Source organism: Dyella sp. (assembly GCF_035685885.1).
In the GTDB taxonomy this organism is placed as follows: Bacteria; Pseudomonadota; Gammaproteobacteria; order Xanthomonadales; family Rhodanobacteraceae; genus Dyella.
On the sequence record NZ_DASRZX010000159.1, the window covers coordinates 19,644 to 40,092 of the forward strand.

Genomic DNA, 20,449 nt, shown 5'->3' on the forward strand with positions numbered 1-20,449 from the left:
ATTAACATGTGGCCCCATGAATCGACCCCTCCCTTCGCCCCGGGCCCTCGCGCGCCGCTTGCTGTCCCTGCGCCGCCGGCGTGGACTCGACTTAGCCGATCATCCGGACTTCGCCGTGCCCGCCACGGCGATCACGACGCTGGACGGGCCGGCTGCTTTCCGCGAAACGTTGCTTTCGATGATCGGGCAGGCGCGTCAACGCATCGTGCTGGTGGCGCTGTACCTGCAGGACGATGATGGCGGTCGCGAGATCCTCGACGCGCTGTATGCGGCACGTGCCGCGAACCCGTCGCTCCGCGTCGAGGTGTACGTCGACTGGCATCGCGCGCGGCGCGGCCTGATCGGCAAGGGCGTCAGCGAAGGCAACGCGGCGATGTATCGCGACTACGCGCAGCGCCTGGGCGAGGGCGAGGGCGTGGTCGTGCGCGGCGTGCCGGTGGAGACGCGCGAGCTGTTCGGCGTGCTGCACCTGAAGGGTTTCATCATCGACGACGCCGTGCTGTACAGCGGCGCCAGCCTCAACGACGTCTACCTCGCACGGCATGGCAGGTATCGGCTCGACCGCTACCACCTCATTCGCCACCGCGCGCTGGCGGACAGCATGGCCGGCTTCGTGGCACGCGAATTCGCCGCCAGCGACGCGGTGCCGCGCCTCGACCAGCGACCGCTGCCGCGAGGCAGGGAGTTGCAGGAACCGATCCGCAGGCTGCGCCAGTCGCTGCAGCAGGCGCGTTACCAGGGCCCGTGCGAAACGCCGGCCGGGGGCGACGTTTCGGTGGTTCCGCTGGCCGGCTTCGGGCGCAGCGACAACGCGCTCAACGACACCTTGCTGGCCCTGCTGCGCGGCGCGCAGCGGCGGGTGATCCTGTTGACGCCGTACTTCAACCTGCCGCGCCCGGTGCGCGCGGTGATCGGCCAGCTGTTGCGGCGGGGTTGCCAGCTCGACATCATGGTGGGCGACAAGGTCGCCAACGATTTCTACATTCCGCCGGAGCAGCCGTTCACCCGCATCGGCCTGTTGCCCTATCTGTACGAAGCCAACCTGCGCCGCTTCGCGCGGCTGCACCAGGGTGCGATCGACAGCGGGCAGCTCAACCTGTGGCTGTGGCGCGACGGCGACAACAGCTATCACCTCAAGGGCATGTTCGTGGACGAGGAATGGGCCGTGCTGACCGGCAACAACCTCAATCCGCGCGCCTGGGCGCTGGACCTGGAGAACGGATTGATCCTGCGCGACCCGTCGCATCTGCTGGTGGCGCAGCACGCGAAGGAGTGGGACACGCTGCGCAAGCACGCGCATCGCCTCAAGCACTACCGCGAATTGCCGGGCACGCGTGGCTATCCGCCGGAAGTGCGCCGCCTGTTCAAGCGGCTGCGTCGGGTGCGGCTGGATCGCCTGATCGGACGGTTGCTGTAGTGCACCCTCGACTGTAGGAGCGAACCCAGTGCGCGAGCCATGTTGGATGGCTGCGAAACGGCGCAGGCGCACGCTGCGCCGCGCGATGAAAATGATCGCTCGCGATTGCGGATGGCCGCGTCACCGGTCGCGCACAGTGCGCGCTCCCTCAAAGTGCGGGGCGACTTCACGCTTTTGTGGGAGTGCACCCTGTGCGTGACTCGCGCGGAATGCGCCACAGGGCGAAGCCTCGTGAAACTCTCAACCCGACAGCCGCTCAAGCCGCATGGCCAGCCAGCGCGAAACATCCGGCCATTCGCTGTCGATCACGCTGAAGCACACCGTGTCGCGCAGCGTGCCGTCCGGGCGGCGCTTGTGGTTGCGCAGCACGCCTTCGCGACGCGCACCGAGGCGCTCGATGGCGCGCTGCGAATCGAGGTTGCGATGGTCCGTGTGAAATTCCACGCCGACGCAGCCCAGCGTTTCGAAGGCGTGCTGCAGCAGCAGGCGCTTGCACGCCGTGTTGAGATGACTCTTCTGCCAGCGCCGCGCATACCAGGTATAGCCGATGGCGACACGCGGAAGCTCGGGCACGAAGTCGTAATAGCGCGTGGTACCGACGATCTCTCCGCTGCTCCTTTCGCGCACGGCGAACGGAAGCATGCGCCCGGCCGCCTGCCCCTCCAGCGCGCTGGCGATGTAAGCGGCCGCCTGGCCCGGGGCGGGCGCGCTGGTGAACCACAGGTTCCAGAGCTCGCCATCGGCCGAGGCGGCTTCCAGTGCCGCCGCGTGATCGGGCACCAGCGGTTCGAGCGATACGTGACCGTCTTCCAGCGTGACGGGCGTGAGCGTGGCCATGGCAGGTCCTTCAACGGGGAAGCGGCATTAAAGCAGCCCGGCGCAAACCACGTCTCCTGTCGAAGAAACCCGAGTCCCTGACGGCGATGTCCTACGCATTCTCAGACTTGTCTGATGGGGTCCGTCGGCCGGCCTCACTACGCTTCTCCCTGTGTCGCGGCGATGGAGGGATCTGTGCCGAATCGCCAGCCAGGAGGCTTTGCTACCCCGGTCTCGGCAAGCCGCGCCACACCCTTTTCCCGCCCGTCGCAACCGATGGCTGAACCAGCCGATGCGCGTGGCCATCGGCCGCGTCCGGTCCGCGCCGTCCAGCGTCCCCACGAAGTATCCGCGTACTGACGGCTGCCAAGGACAGTGGCGACGGTGATCGACGGCGTCAACCCGCCAATGCGCACGGCGTAGTGCCGGCGGGCTGAATCTGCCACGGTCGGTCAGGGCAACGCGGGAAATCGCTCGCAGCTGCGTCCGGGCATCCACTCGGGATGGCCTCCGGAGGCTGCGCTCAGGCGTCCAGGTCCGGAATCAGCCGGCTTTCCAGCCGGGCGATATGGTCCTTCAGCAGCAGCTTGCGCTTCTTCAGGCGGGTGATCTGGAGTTCGTCGCGGCTGAGCGAAACGGCCAGATGCTCGATGGCCACGTCGAGGTCGCGGTGTTCGACGCGCAGCTCGGCCAGCAGATGGGCAATCTCGGCTTGGTCCTGGACCTGCATGGGCGATACGACGGCAGCTACTGAGAACCACGAGTGTACTGCTGCCGGACCCGGGGCGCCCAGGCCGCTACAATGGGAGGCCGACCCGCCCGTTATCGCCCATGTCCGCCCAGCCCGAGACCAACCGCAAGCAGCAGTACGAGGTCGCCAAGCTGGCCCGGCGCCTGCGTCATCAGGTGGGCCAGGCCGTTGTCGATTTCAACATGATCGAGGACGGCGACAAGGTGATGGTGTGCCTGTCGGGCGGCAAGGATTCGTACACATTGCTGGATGTCCTGCTGTCGCTGCAGGCCAGGGCGCCGGTGCGCTTTGAGCTGATCGCGGTGAACCTGGATCAGAAGCAGCCGGATTTTCCCGAGCATGTGCTGCCGGACTACCTCACCGCGCGTGGCGTGCCATTCCACATCATCGAGCAGGACACCTACAGCACGGTCACCCGCCTGATCCCCGAGGGCAAGACCATGTGCAGCCTGTGCTCGCGCCTGCGGCGCGGCGCGCTGTACCACTGGGCGGCGGCCAACGGCATCAGCAAGATCGCGCTGGGCCATCATCGCGACGACATCCTTGGCACGTTCTTCCTCAACTTGTTCTACCAGGCGCAGCTCAAGGCCATGCCGCCCAAGCTGCGTTCGGACGACGGCCGTCACGTGGTGATCCGCCCGCTGGCGTATTGCCGGGAAAGTGATATCGCCGCCTACGCGCAGCAGCGCGCATTCCCCATCATCCCGTGTAACCTCTGCGGTTCGCAGGAAAACCTGCAGCGCAAGGCGGTCAAGCGCATGCTGGAAGACTGGGAGGAAACCCAGCCGGGCCGTGCCGAGAACATCTTCCGCGCGCTGGGCAACGTGTCTCCCTCGCAGCTCGCGGACCGCAACCTGTTTGATTTCGCCGCGCTGGGCGCGCGCGAAGAAGCTCCACGCGCCGATGCGCAGCAGTGGCTTGCCGGTAACGCGGACGAGTCGTGACCTTCAACCCCCACCAGTCGAGTAACGCCGTGTCGCACTTTGCATCCGTTGAAATGGTTCCGGGCGATCCGATCCTGGGACTCTCCGAGGCCTACGTGGCCGACACCCGCCCGGGCAAGGTCAACCTGGGCGTGGGTATCTATTACGACGAGCAGGGCCGCATCCCGCTGCTGCGCGCGGTGCGCGAGGTGGAGCAGGCGCTGGCGCTGGAAGCCAAGCCGCGCGGCTACCTGCCGATCGACGGCCTGCCGGCCTACAACACGGTGACCCAGAAGCTGGTGTTCGGCGAAGATTCGCCGCTGCTGGCCGCCGGCCGCGTGGCGACGTCGCAGACCATCGGCGGCAGCGGCGCGCTGCGCATCGGCGCGGACCTGCTCAAGCAGGTGCTACCCACCGCCCGGATCGCCATCAGCAATCCGAGCTGGGAAAACCATCGCGTGGTGTTCGGTTCGGCGGGCTTCGAGGTGCTGACTTACGCGTACTACGACCCGGCCACGCACGGGCTGGATTTCGCCGGCATGCTCGCCGACCTCGGCAAGCTGGAGCCGGACACGGTGGTGCTGCTGCATGCGTGCTGCCATAACCCGACCGGCGTGGATCTCAACGCCGCGCAGTGGCAGCAGGTGGTGGACGTGGTGAAGGAGCGCAAGCTGCTGCCCTTCATCGACATGGCCTACCAGGGTTTCGACGAAGGCATCGACGCCGACGCCACGGCCGTGCGCCTGTTCGCGGCGTCGGGCATCGACGCGTTCGTGGTGGCCAACTCGTACTCCAAGTCGTTCTCGCTGTACGGCGAGCGCGTGGGCGCGTTGTCCATCGTCGGCAAGCATCGCGAAGAAGCGCTGCGCGTGCAGTCGCTGGTGAAGCGCACCATCCGCTCCAACTATTCCAGCCCGGCCATGCACGGCGGCGCGCTGGTGGCGGGCGTACTGGGCAGCGCCGAGCTGAAGGCGATGTGGGAACAGGAGCTGGCCGAGATGCGCGAGCGCATCCACGCGATGCGTGCTGGCATGGTGGAGAAGCTGGCCGCGGCCGGTGCGTCGCAGTTCGGCTTCATCCAGCAGCAGGCGGGCATGTTCTCCTACTCGGGCTTGAGCAAGGCCCAGGTGGATCGCCTGCGCGAAGAGTTCGCCATCTACGCGGTCGGCACCGGCCGCATCTGCGTGGCCGCGCTCAACCGCGCCAACCTCGACACGGTGGTGAACGCCGTCGCCGCGGTTAGCCGCTGAGCCTTCAGGCTGCCTTACCGTCATCCCCGCGGACGCGGGGATCCAGTGCCTTGTGCACCGATCGACGATGCCCGATCCCCGCTCCAGGTCCCTCGGGGACGCGGGGATAACGGCCAAGCAACAACCACGGATACCGAATGTTCTTCCGCAATCTCACCCTGTTCCGCTTTTCCCCTGCCGTCGCTGATGACCTCAACCGCCTGGACGAAGTGCTGGGCGACCATCGCCTGCGCCCCTGTGGCCCCATGGAAATGGGCACCAAGGGTTTCGTGCCGCCGGTAGGCCGTGGCGAGGAAGCCGCGCTGACCCACGTGGTCAACGCCTGCACCATGGTTACCGTCGGCAGCGAGGACAAATTGCTCCCCGGTTCCGTGGTGAACGACGAACTTGCGCGCCGCGTGCAGAAGATCGCGGAAGAAGAAGGCCGCAAGGTCGGCGGTCGGGAGCGCAAGCGACTGAAGGAGGACGTGCTCAACGAGCTGGTGCCGCGCGCCTTCATCCGCAGCTCGCGCATGCGCTCCTATGTGGACAAGAAGCACGGCTGGCTGGTGCTGGACACGTCCAGCCGCAAGTCGGCCGAGAACGCCCTGACCCAGATCCGCGAGGCCATGGGCAGCTTCCCGGCCGTTCCGCTGGCGCCGGAGGAGGGCCCGCGCGTGCTGATGACCGACTGGCTGGCCAACGGTAACCTACCGCCCGGCCTGGCGCTGGGCGACGAGGTGGAGCTGCGCGACCCCGCCAGTGCCACCGGTGCCATCGCCAAGTGCCGCCGCCAGGACCTGGACAGCGAAGAGGTGAAGGAACACCTGCGCAACGGCAAGCAGGTATTCCAGCTGGGTCTCACCTTCGATGAGCGCATGAGCTTCGTGCTGGGCGAAGACCTGATCGTGCGCAAGCTGAAGTTCCTGGACGTGGTCACCGAGGAACTGGGCGACAGCCACCCGGACGCCGCCGCCGAAGCGGACGCCACCTTCGCCCTGCTGACCCTGGAGCTGGAGCGCCTGCTGGGCAAGCTGGAGGAGTGGTTCGGCCTGCCGCGTCCGGCCGAGGCCTGATCCGGGTTCGGCGTCCCTTTCCCGCTGAGACGGGAGAGGGCGCCAGCCCCGGCCGGTCACCGGCCCTTCTTGCGAAGCCTGCATGCTCCCCCCACATTCCTTGAGGGACACTAGTCGGCCTGGACGCCATTGGTCGCAGCAGGGCGGGACATGACGCAGCATCTCGAAGGCGATTGGCTGGAACTGGCCACCGCAAGCGGTAGCACGATCCGCGTGCTCAAGGCCGCGCATCCGCGCGCGCGTCGCCTGCGCCTCACCGTGACGCCCAAGGGTGCGCGCGTGTCTTATCCGCATGGCACGCATCCGGCGCAGGTCAGCGCCTTTCTTCGTCATCACGCCGACTGGCTGGAGCGCAAGCTCGATGAACTGCATCTCATCGTCAAGCCGCTGCCGTCGTTGCGCGTCGGCGTGCCGACCGATTTTCCCTTTCGCGGCGAAACCATGCAGTTGGACTGGGCCGATGGTCCGTATCCGCGCGTGGAAGCAGGCGATGGTGCGCTGACGCTGGTGATCCCGCGTCCGCACACGCGTGCGTTGCCGGTGGCGCGTGGCCTGCTTGCGTCGTACTTCGAGAACCAGATCCGCCGCGACGTGTCGCGCTGGCTTGCCGGTTATGTACCGATGCTCGGGCTGGCGCCCACCGCATTGCGCGTGCGGCCGATGAAGAGCCTGTGGGGCAGCCTCGACACGCGTGATCGCATCAACCTCGATCTTGCCCTGGCGCTCGCCCCGCCCGCCGCGCTTCGCTACGTCCTCGCACACGAGCTGTGCCATCTGAAGGTGCGCAGCCATGCGCCGCGTTTCTGGGCGCAGGTGGAAACGCTCTTCCCTGACTGGCGTGAGCAGCGCGACTGGCTGCGGCTCAACGGCGCCTGGCTCAAGACGGAACTCGACCGCCTCATCGCCGACGTGGCGGACTGAGCGCGTCAGTAGATCAGTCGCACGCTCAGCTGCGTCTGGGTATCGACCTGGCGTGTCGTCAATCCCAGCGCGCGCAAGGCCGAGCGGCTGCCATCCAGATGCAGCACTTCGCCGGTGATGCGCAGCCAGTTGCGCGGGCGCCAGTTGAGTGCCGCGGTGATTGCGTTGCCGGTTTCGCCCTGGTGGGTATCGATGCCGTTGCGCAGCTTGCCGGTGCTGTAGTGATCCAGCCGCAGCGTGGGTCGCCAAGCACCGCGATTCCAGCCGGCCAGCACGAAGGCGGAGCAAAAGCGCGTTTCCAGGTGGAGCCCGGTCACCGGATCGATCTCGGTGCCGCCATCCATGCCTTGGGCAATCCACGTCACCGGGCCGGTGTCGATACGCGCGCCTGCGCTCCAGAAATACGTATGCCACGCGAACACGTCGGCGCTGCCTTCGTACAGCGTGTGTGCGGCCGGATCACCGCGGTTGTCGTAGCGCATGAGCGTGAACTCGCCGACCGCGGCGGAGCGCCATGCGAGATTCGCGTACCAGCCCCAGCGCCCGTCGATTTCCTGGAACGGGTTGTAGCGCGTGTGATCCGGGTCGCCGAACACGCGCGCATACGCATCGGGCACGCGTAGCGTGCTGCCCAGTCCATAGGTGAGATCGCTCAACGACCAGCCGCGGTCGGCCAGCAGGGTGCCGGTCGGATCGTTGCCCTTGTACAGCGCACCGGTGAATTCCAGCGTTTGCCAGCCGCCGCGCCATTCGAGCTGGCCCTGCACGCCCTTCGCACGCAGCTCCTCGCCGATCCAGCTATTGATGGCCGAAGGCGTGAGCGTCCACGGACTGGTCCAGCCGATCGCATCGTTCTCCAGCGACACGGGTGGCACGAAGGCGCCCAGCTTCACCGTGGCGCGCCAGGGCGTGGTGGAGACCGGCCGGTAGCGCAGGTAAGCCTCGATCACATCGAGCGTGGGGTGGTCGGTGGTCTGGTATTGCGTGTCGGCAAACACCAGCAGCGAGGGCGTGGCCTGCCAGGCCACGGCGAGGGCGGCGCCACCGAATTGCGCGCCGTTGTCGCCCTCGCCATAACGGGTCTTGCCCATGCCGCCCTGCGTCCAGCTGGGTGTGTCGGGCGCTGCCACCATGCGGCCGTCGATGTACGCGTGGAGGGTGAGGCCCTGCGCGACGGCGGCCGTCGATGCCACGAGCGCGGACAGCAGCAGTGCCGCGCGGCAACGGAAGGTCACGGCGTGACGCCCACCGTGTATTCCGCGACGAAGCTGGCGAAGCGCTCGGCCGGCATGGCCGCGGCGATGTAATGGCCCTGCGCGTAATCGCAGCCGGCCTCGACGAGGTAGGCCAGCGCCACCTCGTCTTCCACGCCCTCGGCCGTGACGCTGTAGCCCAGGCGATGGGCCAGCTCCACGATGGATCGCACGATCAGCCGGTCTTCCGTCTCGGTGCTCAGGCGCTGCACGAACATCTTGTCGATCTTCAGCTCGTGCACCGGCAGGCGCCGCAGATAGGCGAGCGAGGATTCGCCCACGCCGAAGTCGTCGATGGCGACGCACAGGCCCAGGTCCGAGAGTTCGTTCAGTACCTGGATGGCGACGGTGGGCTCGCCGATCACTGCGCTTTCGGTCACTTCCAGTCGCAGCCAGCGTGACTGGACGCGATGCAGGGCAAGCAGGTCGGCGATGCGACGCGGCAGGTCCTGGTCGTGCAGGTCGCGCGCGGACAGGTTCACCGCCACCTGCACCTCCAGCCCTTCCGCCGACCAACGCTGCAATTGCGCCACGGCATTGGCCAGCGCCCAGCGCGTGACGCGATGGATGTTGCCGGTTTCCTCCGCCAGCGTGATGAAGGCGTCCGGCGCCACCGGCCCCAGGCGCGGGTGGCGCCAGCGCAGCAGTGCCTCGCCGCTCTCCACCGTGCCGCGGCGAAGGTTGAGCTTGGGCTGGTAGTGCAGCGTGACCTCGTTGCGCGCGATGGCCGAGCGCAGATCGCCCATCAGCGAAAGACGTTCGGGGCGATGCGGATCGTTGGCGGCGTCGTAGAACGCCACTGCCTCGGGCGTGCGCAGCGCGGCCAGCAGCGCCACTTCCGCGCGCTGCAGCAGGGCGCTGGCGGTAAGTGCGTGGAAGGGGAATTGCGCGATGCCCACGGCCGGCGTCGCGTCCACCGAGATGTCCGGTTCCTGGTAAGGCTTGTTGAGTACTTCCAGCAAGTGCAGCGCCTGCGCGACCACTTCACCGCGATCCGCACCCGGCAGCCAGACCAGGAAGGCCGTGTCGGAAGCGCGCGCCACGAAACCTTCCGTTGCCGTGGCGATGCGCAATGCCGCGTCGCGCATCAGGCGGTCGCCGAGTGCATGGCCGACGGTCTTGATGATCTCGGGCATGCGGGTCAGTCCGACCGTCAGCAATGCGCCGCCGGTTTGCTCCTGCAGGCTCTGCTGGATAGTCGATTCGGCGGCATTGCGGTTGGGCAGCTCGGTCACGGCGTCGTGCAACGCCTGGAAACGGATGCGTTCCTCGCGTTGGCGGATCGCCTGGGTCATGCCGGCGAAGGCATCCGCCAGCTGGCCCAGCTCATCGTTGCGGTCGATGCGTGGTGGCAGGCTGTAATCACCGCGCTCGATCCGTCGTACCGAGGCTGCCAATGCCTCCACCGGCCGGGAAATGCCGCGGGCGATCAGCCACGCGCCCATCAGTCCGGCCAGCAGGCCCAGCGCCAGCAACACGAACCAGGTCGACAGCACCGAGCGGTAAGGGCGCAGCGCATCGTCGAGCGAATAGCCGATCAGCGCCTGCACTGGCGCGCTGTGCGGTTGCTGGCTCAGCGGGCGCGAAAGCACCAGGTATTCCCGGCCCTCCACGCGTTCGAGTGCCGGTGCGGCGTCCGGTTCCCGGCCCGCCACCAATCCTTCGAGGAAATCGGCGTGCGCATTGCTGCTGGCCAGGGTCTGCCAGCGCCCCGGTCCCGACGGCGCGATCAGCTGGATGTCGGTCGGCAGCGTGGAGTGCCGCAACATGCGCGCGAGGAAGGCATCGTCCACCGGTATGCCGGCGGCCACCAACGCCACCGGCTGCGGTGCGTAGATGGGCACCACCACCATCCAGTAGGCCTTGCCGTCGAGCGCCACCACGGCCGCGGTGCGCTGGCTGAAGGCGCGGTCCAGCATGTCCGGAAAGGGGAATCGCTGCAGCGCGGTACTGCCGGCGGTGTCGGCCTGGATCGAGCCATCCAGGCCCACCATCAGCATGCGCGAGGCTTCCACGCGCCGGCCGTGGTTGCGCAGCACGGACAGCACGGTGTCGCGGTCGTGTTGCGCGATGGCCGCGCGCAGCGCGTAGTCCAGCGCCAGGATCTGCACGCTCTCGGCCACGCGGGCCGAGACGTCATCGAGCTGGCTGACGAAGGCATTGGCCGAGATGGCGAGCTGGTGCTTGCCCTCGTTGATCAGCTGATGCCGGGTGATCTGGGTCACCAGCGCGGCCGTCACCAGCTGTATCGCGACGATGGTCGTCACGACGAACAGGGTGAGCCGCATGCGGAACCCGAGTACAGGCATGAGCCGTCAGTACCCCATGTGCTCGCGATCCATGCGCATGCGCGGGTCCGGCAGCAGTGACAGCGTCACGCTGACGGGCGGGTTGGGTGCATTGCCGGCGACCTGGATCACCTGCGTGAGTTCCGCCTGGCCCGGATGCAGTTGTGGGTGCCATACATGCAGCGTGTAGCGACCCGGCGGCAGCGAGGCAAAACCGATCACGCCGTCGGGCCCCGAGACGCCGATGTTCGGCGCGTCGGAGACATACAGGTAGGCCAGCATGTGGTCGTGGATATTGCAGCCCACGGCGGCAATGCCAGGCTTGTCGAGCGTGAGCGCCGCGGAACGCTCACCGGGCGCGAGCACCAGCTCGAACGACTTCACCGGCGAGAACGAATAGACGTGATGGCGCGTGGCATCGCTGTTGCGGAACACCACGGTGTCGCCCGGACGCAGCACCTGCACGTAGGGGACGAAGGTTTCGTTCTTCTGGTCGACGATCCTGCTGGCCGATGGCATGTGCGGCGCGGCGGCCGGCACATCGGGCTCCAGCGTGGCCACGGCATCACCCACAGGGCGACGGGCATCGTCCTGGACGCGTATCGACAAATCCCCCGCCGACGCCGCCTGGACAGCCAGCAGCATCGAGGCGATGACTACGCCAAGCAGCCAACGCATAGGTCCATCCCAGTTTTCCCCTCGGGCAAGCCTACACCAGCTTGCGGGCAGGGCAAACGCAGCCGGATGGCCTAGGGACGGCCGGCCGGGGCGGGGTGGGTGGACTCAGTGGGAAATGATGAAGCTGGTGAGGATGCGCGCCGTTTCATCGGGCTTTTCAAGGATCGGCATGTGGTTGCAGCCGTTGAGCGTGCTGGTGCTGATCGAGGCGGCGGTCTTCAGGCCGTTGCGCAGGCTGTCCATGGCCGAGACGTCGATGATCTTGTCCTCGTGGCACCACAGGCCCAGCACCGGCATGCCGAGCCGGTCGAGCCGGTTCTGCAGGGCGAGGTACTGCGACGGGTCGCGCAGTTCGTTGAAGGTGCGCTCGATGAAGGGACGGTTCGCCTGGTTGCGCTTGATCAGTACGTCCTGGAAGCGGCCCGGCAGATCCAGCGGCTTGGCGAAGGCCAGCGACATGGCCTTGGCGAATTCCTCACGGTTGTCGTAGTGGAACGGGTTCTTGCCGGCCAGCGCATCGCGGGCGAAGTCGTTTTCATCGGTCTTGAGGCCGAACGAATCGAGCAGAGCCAGTTCGGCAACATGGTCGGGATGCTCGGCGGCATAGACGCCGGCGATCGCGCCGCCCATCGAGTGACCGATCATCACTACTTTCTGCAGGCCCAGCGCCTCCACGAACGCCTGCAGGCGCGTCGCCTGCGCATCGATGTTGTAGCTGGCGCCGTCGACGCGGGTGGATTCGCCCCAACCCGGCAGGTCCGGCGCAATCACGTGGAAGTGCGGCGTGAGCCGTTCCAGCTGCTTGAGCCATACTTCCTTGCTGGCGTCGAAGCCATGCAGCAACACCAGGGTCGGTCCCTGGCCGCCTTCGAAATATACCCAGCGCGTATCGCCGACCTGCACGGAGTGCTTCTCGACGTGCGCGTTCATCATCTCGCGCTTCACTTCCGCGGCCATCAGCCACTGCGGGGTGAACAGGTAAGCGCCGCCGAGCACGCCGCCCAGCAGTATCGCCACGAAGGCGAGGAACTTCAGGCGGCGCAGTGCGAGCCGCTGCCACAACGGTCGTTGCGAGGCGGGAGTCGTGGAAGGCGTAGAGGTTTTCATGGCGGTGTCGTGTGTCCTTGGGCGCGACATCGATGGCGGCGCGCGCCTCCTTTTGCAAGGAGGCGCGCGTGACGCTTACTTGCCGGCGTTCTTCCTGGCCTTGGCGAATACCGCTTCCACGGCTTCCTGCGTCATCGGGTGGTAGCCGCTCCTGGCCTTGGCATAGACCTGCTCGGCATACGCAAGACCTTCCGGCGTCTTGGCGAAGGTCTTGTACAGCGGCATGGTGAGATACAGGCGGCCGATGCGCGCCATGTGCTCGGCAGCGGCGCTCCACACGTCCTTGTCGCCCGCGGCAATGGCGTGGCTGTACCAGCGCATGCCGATCTCTGCATTGGGCGTGCCGGTAAGGTGCCAGGCAGCGTCGATCTGCTTGATCTTGTCCAGCGGCGTCACGTCCGGCAGGCCGTCAAGGAAGTACATCCATTCCTGCGTGTTCCAGCCCTTCGCATCCAGCTTGTCGGCGGCGAGCGAACCGGCGAGGAACGACGCACGTTCCTGGTCGATCGCGTTGAAGCGCGGCGAATCGGGCAGCGGCGCATCCTTCGGGATGCCCGGCTCGTACACCCATTGCTTCACTTCGTCCCAGCTCATCTTGCCGGGGTTCTTGTCGAACAGATTGGCCTTCAGGTAATCCAGCATCTGCTCCGTGGTGATGCTCTGGAACGCGAAATGCGCGAAATAGCCCTTGAGGTAGGCATCAAAGGTTTCGCGGCCAAAGCGCTCCTCCAACGTCCGGAGGAACCAGCTGCCCTTGTCGTAGGGCACCTCGGAAATGGAATCGTCCGCACCGATGCCTGGCTTCGGTGCAAGGCGCTGCGCGTTCTCCGGGATGGTCTTGACGGTCTTCTGCAGGCCGTGCGCGGAAATAAGCGCCTCCTCGTCAGCCAGCGCCTTGCCGTACACCGCCTCGGTGATGCGGCCCTGCACGTAGGTGGTGAAACCTTCGTTGAGCCAGATGTCGCGCCACGCGGCGCTGGTCACCAGGTTGCCCGACCACGAGTGTGCGAGTTCGTGCGAGATCACCGAGACGAGGCTCTTGTCGCCAACCAGCAACGTCGGCGTGGCGAACGTCATGTTCGGGTTTTCCATGCCGCCGAACGGGAACGAGGGCGGCAGCACCAGCAGATCGTAGCGATCCCACGCATACGGACCGTAGAGCTTCTCGGTCGCCGCGATCAGTTTCTCGGTGTCCTCGAATTCCTTGGCGGCCTTGCCGACCACGCTGGGCTCGGCATAGACGGCCGAACGTGGCCCGGTTTCCTTCGCGGCGATGTCACCCGCGGCGATCGCCAGCAGGTAGGAAGGAATCGGATGCGGCTGCGCGAATGCGTAGTCGCCGTTGAGCGGATGCTTCGCGTCGTTGAGCGCACTCATCACCACGCGCACGTCCTTCGGTGCGGTGACGTGCGCGTTGTAGGTGAAGCGGATGGCTGGCGAATCCTGCAGCGGCACCCACGAGCGCGCATGGATGGATTCGGACTGCGAGAACATGAAGGGCAACTTCTGGTCGGCCGTCTGTTCCGGCGTCAGCCACTGCAGGCCCGAGGCGGTCGGCACGGTGGAATAGACGATGCGCACCTGCGCCGGATGTTGCGGCGTGGCGATGGTGAGCTTGCTGCCCAGTTCCTTGTCGCGCGGCGCCAGCGCGTACTTCAACGCGCTGGCCTTGCCCGCCGCGTCGATGCCTTCCACGCTGGCGATCTTCAGGTCGCGCGTGTCGAGCACCAGCGACTGCGCCTTGGCGTCCTTCCAGTCCAGTTTCAGCGTGGCCTGGCCATCGAGCTGCTTGTGCGGGAAATCGACCTTGAGATCCAGATCAAGATGGGTCACGCGGACCTGGTCGGGCTGCGCATAGGAATGCGGGTCGGCGGCAAAGGCGCTCAGCGGCAGCACCAGGGCGCCGAAGGCAAGGGCGTGGAGAGGACGCATCGAAAGAAACTCCGTCAGCAGGAGCGCGGAGTATGCCACTTGCGGGCAGGCGCCCGCGGGTGCGGATGGTCATCCTGTTGGCGCGGACCAAGCCGCACCGGGATCGGCCTTAATGGCTGGAACTGGCGGCGGCAGGTGCCGGCCTCGGCTTCTGCAGCGAGCGGATGTAGTCGGCCACGTCCTGCTTGGACACCGCGCCGCGCTTGTCCTTGTCGATCTGGTCGAAATGCGCGCGGATGAACGGCACCGGGCCATTCTCCGCTTCTTCCTTGGTCAGCAGGCCGTCGTGGTTCTTGTCGGCGATATCGAAGTTCTTGACGGCAACATCCATCTGGTTGGCCATGTTGCCGAGGCCAATCTGGGCCTGGGCGGCGGTGGCCATCACGAGCGTGCAGGCGAGCAAAAGCGAGCGGGCGTGACGCATGGTGTCTCTCCCTGAACAAGTGCACGGAGTATGGCACCGGGGATGTGAGCGGATCGTGCGGTTGAAGCTGTCGCGCACTGGTGTCCCAAAAACCGGCGACCTTGTGGGAGCGCACCCTGCGCGCGACTCACGCCGCCTCAGGTCCCAAACGTCAACGCGTGGGTGAGATCCCCTGGCGCCGGCCCGCCCGCCGCCACCATCGCCTGCTCGCGCAATGCGAGGCCGGGCAACTTCTCCAGCGCGAACCGTCGCGTCAGGAAACGCGCGATGGAACCGGAGTCATAGATGGTGTGGTCCACGTGCCCCTTCTTCGCGAACGGCGAGACGATGATCGCGGGAATGCGCGAGCCCGGTCCCCAGCGGTCACCCTTCGGCGGCGCCACGTGATCCCACCAGCCGCCGTTCTCGTCCACCGTGATGACAATGAGCGCGTGCTTCCATGCGGGCGATTTCTGCAGTGCATCGACCACGCGCATGATGTGCCGGTCGCCTGCGTCCACGTCGGAGTAACCGGCGTGCATGTTGAGGTCGCCCTGCGGCTTGTAGAAGCTCACCTCAGGCAGCTTGTCGGCTTCGATGTCAGCAAGGAAGCGGTTGCTCTGCGATGTCTCGCCGACGCCGGCATCGCGCAGGTGCTTCGCGCGTGCCTCGGTGCCCGGCGCGAAACTTTTGAAGTAGTTCAGCGGCTGATGGTGGTACTGGAAATTCGGCTGTTGCGGAAACTGCTTCTCGTCGCCATCGCCCTTGCCGTCGAGCGCCAGCTGCCACGCACCGGCATACCATGCCCAATCCACGCCGGCGCCGGAAAGCACGTCGCCAATGGTCTTGTGCGACTGCGGCGGCAGCGTGTTGGGGCTGTCCTCGTCGGCCAGCAAGGGATCGCGCCCCGATTGCGTCGCGCTGGGCGCATATGGCGGAGACATGGTGTTCACCGCATGGAAATCCGGCGTGAGCGAACTGCGCGAGGCGAACTTCGGCTTGCCGTCCATCGCGCTGCGCGGCGAATCGTCGGCCTGCTTCAGATGGATGTCGGTGGCCTTGCCGCTGACTGTTTCGGCGATGTTGAAGCGAGCCGGGCCCTGGTCCGCGTTTGGATAGAGCGGCGGCTGTGCCGCGACGAGGTATTGGTGGTTGAGGAACGAACCGCCAAACGCGCCCATGAAGAAGTTGTCGCACAGCGTGTATTGGCGGGCGAGCTGCCACAGTCGCAGGTGCGCCGCGCTGTCCCCGTAGTGGCCCATCACCATCGCGCCGGTATCGCCCCAGGCGACGAAGCCGTCATTCCTGCCGCCGTTGATCTGCAGCTGGTTTTCGTAGAAGCGATGCACGAGGTCGCGCGTTACCACGCCGTGCGGCAGCGGTTCGCCGCTGCCGGTGCGAAGCGCCCACGGCGCGTTCGGCAGGCCGACGAGGTCCTCCTGCTTCACGTGATAACTGCGATGGTTCACCACCTGTTGGTGCGGCGCCAGGCCATGCCATACCGGCGGCAGCGTCTGCAGCAACGAACCATCGCGATCGCGCTGTTGGTATTGCTCAGGCCGGAGCGCACTCAGCGGTTTTTCCACGCCAGGAAAATTGGCGAACAGATTGTTGAAGCTGCGGTTCTCGGCGTAGATCACCACCACCTTGCGAATGTGTTCGCGCAGTGCCGCGTCCAGTGCCGTATCGGTGACCTTGGTTGCGCCGGGCGCTGCCGCAGCGAGCGCCTGCGGGCCGCCCACGGCAAGCGCCGCGCCCGCTGCCGCAAGTCCACCGAGCAGGCGTCGTCGCGCGGGATCCGACGGCTGGTCATCGGCGTCGTTCGGAGGCAGCAAATCGTTCACGGCGCGGCGTCGTCGTAGAAGCGCGACAGGTCCGCCTTGCTCTGCTGCAACGAAGGCTGGTCGATGTAGATCATGTGGCCCGACGGGTAGAAGCCGAAGGTGACATTCTTGCGTTCCGCAGGCTCCAGCCCGAGGTGCGAAAGATCGAACTCGGTGGCATAGAAGGGCGTGGCGAGGTCGTAGTAGCCGTTGGCCGAGAACACCTTCAGGTGCGGGTTGCGGCGCATCGCGTCGCCCAGGTCGTCACCCACGTAGGTGGCTTGCAGCCAGCCGCCGTTCTTCTTGCGCTTCCAATCCCAGTTCTTGCCGATGGCGCCGTAGTTGTTGGGCAGGTACGGGCGGTCCTCGGTGAATTTCAGTTCGGTCGCGATGTACTGGTTGAACGTGGCCACGTAGGCGCCGGTGATGGCATCGCTGGCGGTGTCGCCATCGGGCGTTTCGCCGGCGGCGTCCGGGTCGATGCCCTGGAAACGGCCGTCCAGACGTCCAACGGTGAGGCGCTGGTCGCGCAGCAGTTCCTTGCGGAAGCGGCTGGGGCCCACGCGCAGGTTGGCTTCCTTGATGTATTGCGGCGACAGGCCGAGGTAACGGCTCATCTGGCTGGCGATGCGGTCGGCCTCGGCCGGTTCGATCGCGTCGCCCTTGGCCAGCGCGAGCGTGTAGTCGCCCGAGGCGAAACGGCGCACGTCGGCGAGGAACGTGCCGATGTCGGCCGGCTTGTTCGGCACCTTGTTGTGGTACCAGGCGATGGCCGCTTCGGTGGGCAGGTTCACGATGTAGCCGTGATCGATGCCGGGCGCGGCGACAGAGAAATCAAGGATGGAAGACATCAGCACCACGCCGTTGAACTCCATGCCCTTGTCCTGCAGCGACTTCACCAGCACGGCCGAGCGCGTGGTGCCATAGCTTTCGCCGAACAGGAACTTCGGCGAGTTCCAGCGGTTGTTCACCGTGACATAGCGCTGGATGAAGCGCGTGAACGCATCGGCGTCCTGGTCCACGCCCCACACATCCTTGCCTTCGGTCTTGCCCGCAAGCTGCGAATAGCCGGTGCCGGGCGCGTCGATGAATACCAGGTCGCTTTTGTCGAGCAGGCTGTATTCGTTGGGCACGAAGCGGTAGGGCGCCGGCGGAATCGGCTTGTCGCCGTCGTTGGCCACGCGCACCGGGCCATACGAGCCCATGTGCAGCCACATGGACGACGAACCCGGGCCGCCGTTGTAGAAGAACGTCACCGGCCGTTTGCCGCCCTTGCCGCCGTCGGCGGTGTACGCGACATAGAAGAAGCTCACCGTGGGCTTGCCTTTGTCGTCGTGGACCAGCAGGCGGCCGGCCGTGGCCTGGTAGCTCACCGTGCGGTTGCCGATGCGCACGCTGTGCCTGGTGACCACCGTGCGGTCAGCGGGAACGGGTTGTTCGTCCGCTTTGTCGCCCTTGTCCTTGTCGCCCTTGTCGGACTGCGCCTTGGGCGCATCCTTGGTGTCATCGGCGGCGTGCAGCGGCAGGCTGCCCAAGGCCAGCAGGGTGGCGAAGGCAAGCGAAGCGAGAGGGAACTGGCGCATGGATGGGTCTCCGGTACGGCGCTGGATCAAGAGTGATTGGTGCTGTCGTAGTAGCGGGCGAGGTCGCCCTTGAGCTGGCGCAGTGCGTCGGTGTTGAGATAGACCATGTGCCCCGACGGGTAATACAGGAAATGCACGTTGCTGCGCAGCGACGGCTCCAGGTTCATGTGCGTGAGGTCGTACTCGGTGATGAAGAACGGCGTGGCGAAATCGTAGTAACCATTCACCGACAGCACCTGCAGATGCGGGTTGGTGCGGATCGCATGCGCGAGATCGCCGGCAACGTAAGCGGTCTGCAGCGGACGCTTGATGCCTGACGCCTGGTGCTTCCAGTCCCAGTCCTTGCCGATGTCGCCGAAGGTCGGGCGATACTCCAGATCGCTGTGGTAGTTCAGCTGGCCGCTCAGGTAATCGTGGAACGCGGTGATGAAGGCGCCGCTGATGCCGGTGTCGGAGGCGTCATAGCCTGGCACCTCGCCCGCGGCGTCTTCGTCGACACCTTCGAATCGTGCATCGAAGCGGCCGATGGTGCGGCGCTGGTCGCGCAGCAGCTCTTTGCGGAAGCGCGCAGGCTCGATGCGCAGGTTGGATTCGCGGATGTATTGCGCGGAGAGCCCGGTGTACGCGGCGAGCTGTTGTGCCACCGCATCGGCCTCGCCCGCCGGCACGTCCTGGCCCTTCGCGAGCGCCGTTGCATACGGGCCGCGGGCGAAGGCGCGCACCTGGTCGAGATACGCCTTCAGGTCCGCCGGCTTGTTGGCGACCTTGCCGTGATACCACGCGGCGGCCGCGTAGCTGGGCACGTAGCCGATGTACATCTCGTCGTAGCCCGGCATGCGCACGCCGTAGTTTAGGATCGAGGACATCAGGATCACGCCGTTGATGGCCATGCCCTTGTCCTGCAGCGCGTCGACCAGCGCGCCCGAGCGCGTGGTGCCGTAGCTTTCGCCGAACAGGAACTTCGGCGAGTTCCAGCGGTTGTTGAGCGTGACGTAGCGCTGGATCGCGCGGCTGAAGGCCGACACGTCCTGGTCCACGCCCCAGAAATCCTTGCCCTCGGCCTTGCCGACGGGGCGCGAATAGCCGGCGCCGACGGCGTCGATGAAGACCAGGTCGGTCTTGTCGAGCAGGCTGTCGCTGTTGGGCACCAGGTGATAGGGCGCCGGCGCCGTCGCGGCAGGTGCGGCCGTTTCGATGCGCACCGGCCCGATCGAGCCCATGTGCAGCCACATGCTGGACGAGCCCGGGCCACCGTTGTAGAGGAAGGTCACGGGACGGTTGGCGTTCTTGCCGCCATCGACGGTATACGCGACGTAGAACACGGTGGCCTGCGCTTGTCCCTGCTCGTCGCGGATGATCAGGTTGCCTGCCGTGGCCGTGTAAGCCACCGAACGGCCACCGATGCTCACGCTGTGCTTCGTGCTGACCGCGCTCTCGCTGGTGGGCGCCTGGACGTTGTCGTCCTTCCCCGCGGACTCCTTCGTGTTGGCAGGCGCATCCCTGGCCAGCAGAGAGGTGGAAGATGAAAGCACAAGACTGCCGGCCAGCAGCAGGAACGCGAGGCGACGCATGAAGCTCCCCAGGAGATAAAACCAGCTTGGGAGTATGCGTGTCGTGGCTCTTGCGTGACCGTGACAAAAGTACTGGGTGATGGGCGAATCGCCCGGGCTAAACGCGATGCTGTTCTTGATGAATGCGTGATGCAGATAACGCAATGCATCCATTTTGGCCCTTGCGGTAGTGCTACATTCCCAAAGCGCCCCCAGGGCGTTACCGCCACTTAAAGCAAAAAAGGGGAATGACCATGTCCAACACACGTCTGAGTCGTGTCGCGCTCGTTGCGTTGCTCTTTGCGGGCGCAGCCGGCTCCGCCATGGCCGCGCAGCCCGCGGCTACCGGCCTGGGCCAGGCCTGGCCCAATACCACCGACGTGAGCTCCAGCCCGAACTGGCACGCCTATGTGTTCGTGCTTGGCGGCGTGAAGTACGTGCAGGTGAATGACCGCAACGGCAACGTGATTGGCGCCGTGGGCACCTCCAACGGCAACTTCATCACCCTGCCGATCGGTGCGTTTGCGCAACTGGTGAGCACGCCGCAGCAGCCTGCCGCCGTGACCACCGACGCCCAGCCCGCCGCGGACGCGGCCACGGTGTATCAGGACGATTCGGTGCAGGTGACGGCCACCCCGCAGACGGATGGCACCGTGCGCCTGATGGCGGCGTCGACGTGCGATCCGGTCCAGTGCAGCA

Annotated in this window: 17 protein-coding genes; 6 read left to right on the forward strand and 11 right to left on the reverse strand. The window is 66.2% G+C overall.

The genetic code is table 11. The features are described from left to right. The first annotated feature begins 16 nt into the window (after positions 1-16). Positions 17-1,417 carry a CDP-diacylglycerol--serine O-phosphatidyltransferase gene (pssA, locus tag VFG49_RS18010; RefSeq protein ID WP_324863128.1) on the forward strand — a complete coding sequence of 467 codons (1,401 nt, stop codon included), beginning with the start codon at positions 17-19 and terminating at the stop codon, positions 1,415-1,417. A 240-nt stretch (positions 1,418-1,657) separates the two neighbouring features. Here pssA and VFG49_RS18015 read toward each other — a convergent pair whose 3' ends face one another. Continuing rightward, on the reverse strand, positions 1,658-2,254 hold the full coding sequence (locus VFG49_RS18015; RefSeq protein ID WP_324863130.1) for a GNAT family N-acetyltransferase: 597 nt from the start codon (positions 2,252-2,254) through the stop codon (positions 1,658-1,660). A gap of 502 nt (positions 2,255-2,756) precedes the next feature. Next, on the reverse strand, positions 2,757-2,963 hold the full coding sequence (locus tag VFG49_RS18020; protein ID WP_046972478.1) for a YdcH family protein: 207 nt from the start codon (positions 2,961-2,963) through the stop codon (positions 2,757-2,759). A 101-nt stretch (positions 2,964-3,064) separates the two neighbouring features. On the opposite strand from VFG49_RS18020, the gene ttcA reads away from it, so the two are divergent. From ttcA to VFG49_RS18040, 4 genes are all read left to right on the forward strand, one after another. Further along, positions 3,065-3,928: a tRNA 2-thiocytidine(32) synthetase TtcA gene (gene ttcA / locus VFG49_RS18025; RefSeq protein ID WP_324863133.1), complete on the forward strand. Its 864-nt coding sequence runs from the start codon at positions 3,065-3,067 to the stop codon at positions 3,926-3,928. 29 nt (positions 3,929-3,957) lie between these two features. Next, entirely contained in the window at positions 3,958-5,157 is a 1,200-nt protein-coding gene (locus VFG49_RS18030) for an amino acid aminotransferase (RefSeq protein WP_324863163.1), read from the forward strand. 137 nt (positions 5,158-5,294) lie between these two features. Further along, positions 5,295-6,212, forward strand: a complete 918-nt coding sequence (locus VFG49_RS18035) for a recombination-associated protein RdgC (RefSeq protein WP_324863136.1) — start codon at positions 5,295-5,297, stop codon at positions 6,210-6,212. A 150-nt stretch (positions 6,213-6,362) separates the two neighbouring features. After that, positions 6,363-7,133 (forward strand): M48 family metallopeptidase, encoded by a 771-nt coding sequence (locus tag VFG49_RS18040; protein WP_324863138.1) that lies wholly within the window; start codon positions 6,363-6,365, stop codon positions 7,131-7,133. Between the two features lie 5 nt (positions 7,134-7,138). On the opposite strand, the gene VFG49_RS18045 is transcribed toward VFG49_RS18040, so the two are convergent. From VFG49_RS18045 to VFG49_RS18085, 9 genes are all read right to left on the reverse strand, one after another. Beyond that, positions 7,139-8,368: a hypothetical protein gene (locus VFG49_RS18045; RefSeq protein ID WP_324863140.1), complete on the reverse strand. Its 1,230-nt coding sequence runs from the start codon at positions 8,366-8,368 to the stop codon at positions 7,139-7,141. Further along, entirely contained in the window at positions 8,365-10,695 is a 2,331-nt protein-coding gene (locus VFG49_RS18050; protein ID WP_324863142.1) for a putative bifunctional diguanylate cyclase/phosphodiesterase, read from the reverse strand. Before VFG49_RS18050 ends, VFG49_RS18045 begins: the two co-directional genes overlap by 4 nt. Positions 10,696-10,701: 6 nt before the next feature. Next, positions 10,702-11,352, reverse strand: a complete 651-nt coding sequence (locus tag VFG49_RS18055; protein ID WP_324863144.1) for a methylamine utilization protein — start codon at positions 11,350-11,352, stop codon at positions 10,702-10,704. A gap of 105 nt (positions 11,353-11,457) precedes the next feature. Continuing rightward, positions 11,458-12,459: an alpha/beta fold hydrolase gene (locus VFG49_RS18060; RefSeq protein WP_324863146.1), complete on the reverse strand. Its 1,002-nt coding sequence runs from the start codon at positions 12,457-12,459 to the stop codon at positions 11,458-11,460. 75 nt (positions 12,460-12,534) lie between these two features. Next, positions 12,535-14,391 (reverse strand): M1 family metallopeptidase, encoded by a 1,857-nt coding sequence (locus VFG49_RS18065; protein ID WP_324863148.1) that lies wholly within the window; start codon positions 14,389-14,391, stop codon positions 12,535-12,537. A 109-nt stretch (positions 14,392-14,500) separates the two neighbouring features. Beyond that, positions 14,501-14,815, reverse strand: a complete 315-nt coding sequence (locus VFG49_RS18070; protein ID WP_324863150.1) for an EF-hand domain-containing protein — start codon at positions 14,813-14,815, stop codon at positions 14,501-14,503. A 137-nt stretch (positions 14,816-14,952) separates the two neighbouring features. Then, positions 14,953-16,638 (reverse strand): acid phosphatase, encoded by a 1,686-nt coding sequence (gene acpA / locus VFG49_RS18075; RefSeq protein ID WP_324863152.1) that lies wholly within the window; start codon positions 16,636-16,638, stop codon positions 14,953-14,955. Then, entirely contained in the window at positions 16,635-18,200 is a 1,566-nt protein-coding gene (locus VFG49_RS18080) for a S10 family peptidase (protein ID WP_324863154.1), read from the reverse strand. The genes acpA and VFG49_RS18080 overlap by 4 nt, the downstream gene beginning before the upstream one ends. Positions 18,201-18,226: 26 nt before the next feature. Then, on the reverse strand, positions 18,227-19,771 hold the full coding sequence (locus VFG49_RS18085) for a S10 family peptidase (protein WP_324863156.1): 1,545 nt from the start codon (positions 19,769-19,771) through the stop codon (positions 18,227-18,229). 233 nt (positions 19,772-20,004) lie between these two features. Here VFG49_RS18085 and VFG49_RS18090 point away from each other — a divergent pair. Then, positions 20,005-20,449, forward strand: a 445-nt coding sequence (locus VFG49_RS18090) for a hypothetical protein (RefSeq protein ID WP_324863159.1), incomplete at its 3' end; no start/stop codon positions are given.

Bases quoted from the DNA above. Each gene is read 5' to 3' on its own strand.
- VFG49_RS18065 (WP_324863148.1), bottom strand. From the start codon at position 14,391: ATGCGTCCTCTCCACGCCCTTGCCTTCGGCGCCCTGGTGCTGCCGCTG.
- ttcA (WP_324863133.1), top strand. From the start codon at position 3,065: ATGTCCGCCCAGCCCGAGACCAACCGCAAGCAGCAGTACGAGGTCGCC.
- VFG49_RS18055 (WP_324863144.1), bottom strand. From the start codon at position 11,352: ATGCGTTGGCTGCTTGGCGTAGTCATCGCCTCGATGCTGCTGGCTGTC.
- VFG49_RS18060 (WP_324863146.1), bottom strand. From the start codon at position 12,459: ATGAAAACCTCTACGCCTTCCACGACTCCCGCCTCGCAACGACCGTTG.
- VFG49_RS18050 (WP_324863142.1), bottom strand. From the start codon at position 10,695: ATGCCTGTACTCGGGTTCCGCATGCGGCTCACCCTGTTCGTCGTGACG.
- VFG49_RS18085 (WP_324863156.1), bottom strand. From the start codon at position 19,771: ATGCGTCGCCTCGCGTTCCTGCTGCTGGCCGGCAGTCTTGTGCTTTCA.
- VFG49_RS18080 (WP_324863154.1), bottom strand. From the start codon at position 18,200: ATGCGCCAGTTCCCTCTCGCTTCGCTTGCCTTCGCCACCCTGCTGGCC.
- VFG49_RS18040 (WP_324863138.1), top strand. From the start codon at position 6,363: ATGACGCAGCATCTCGAAGGCGATTGGCTGGAACTGGCCACCGCAAGC.
- VFG49_RS18070 (WP_324863150.1), bottom strand. From the start codon at position 14,815: ATGCGTCACGCCCGCTCGCTTTTGCTCGCCTGCACGCTCGTGATGGCC.
- pssA (WP_324863128.1), top strand. From the start codon at position 17: ATGAATCGACCCCTCCCTTCGCCCCGGGCCCTCGCGCGCCGCTTGCTG.
- VFG49_RS18020 (WP_046972478.1), bottom strand. From the start codon at position 2,963: ATGCAGGTCCAGGACCAAGCCGAGATTGCCCATCTGCTGGCCGAGCTG.
- VFG49_RS18035 (WP_324863136.1), top strand. From the start codon at position 5,295: ATGTTCTTCCGCAATCTCACCCTGTTCCGCTTTTCCCCTGCCGTCGCT.
- VFG49_RS18015 (WP_324863130.1), bottom strand. From the start codon at position 2,254: ATGGCCACGCTCACGCCCGTCACGCTGGAAGACGGTCACGTATCGCTC.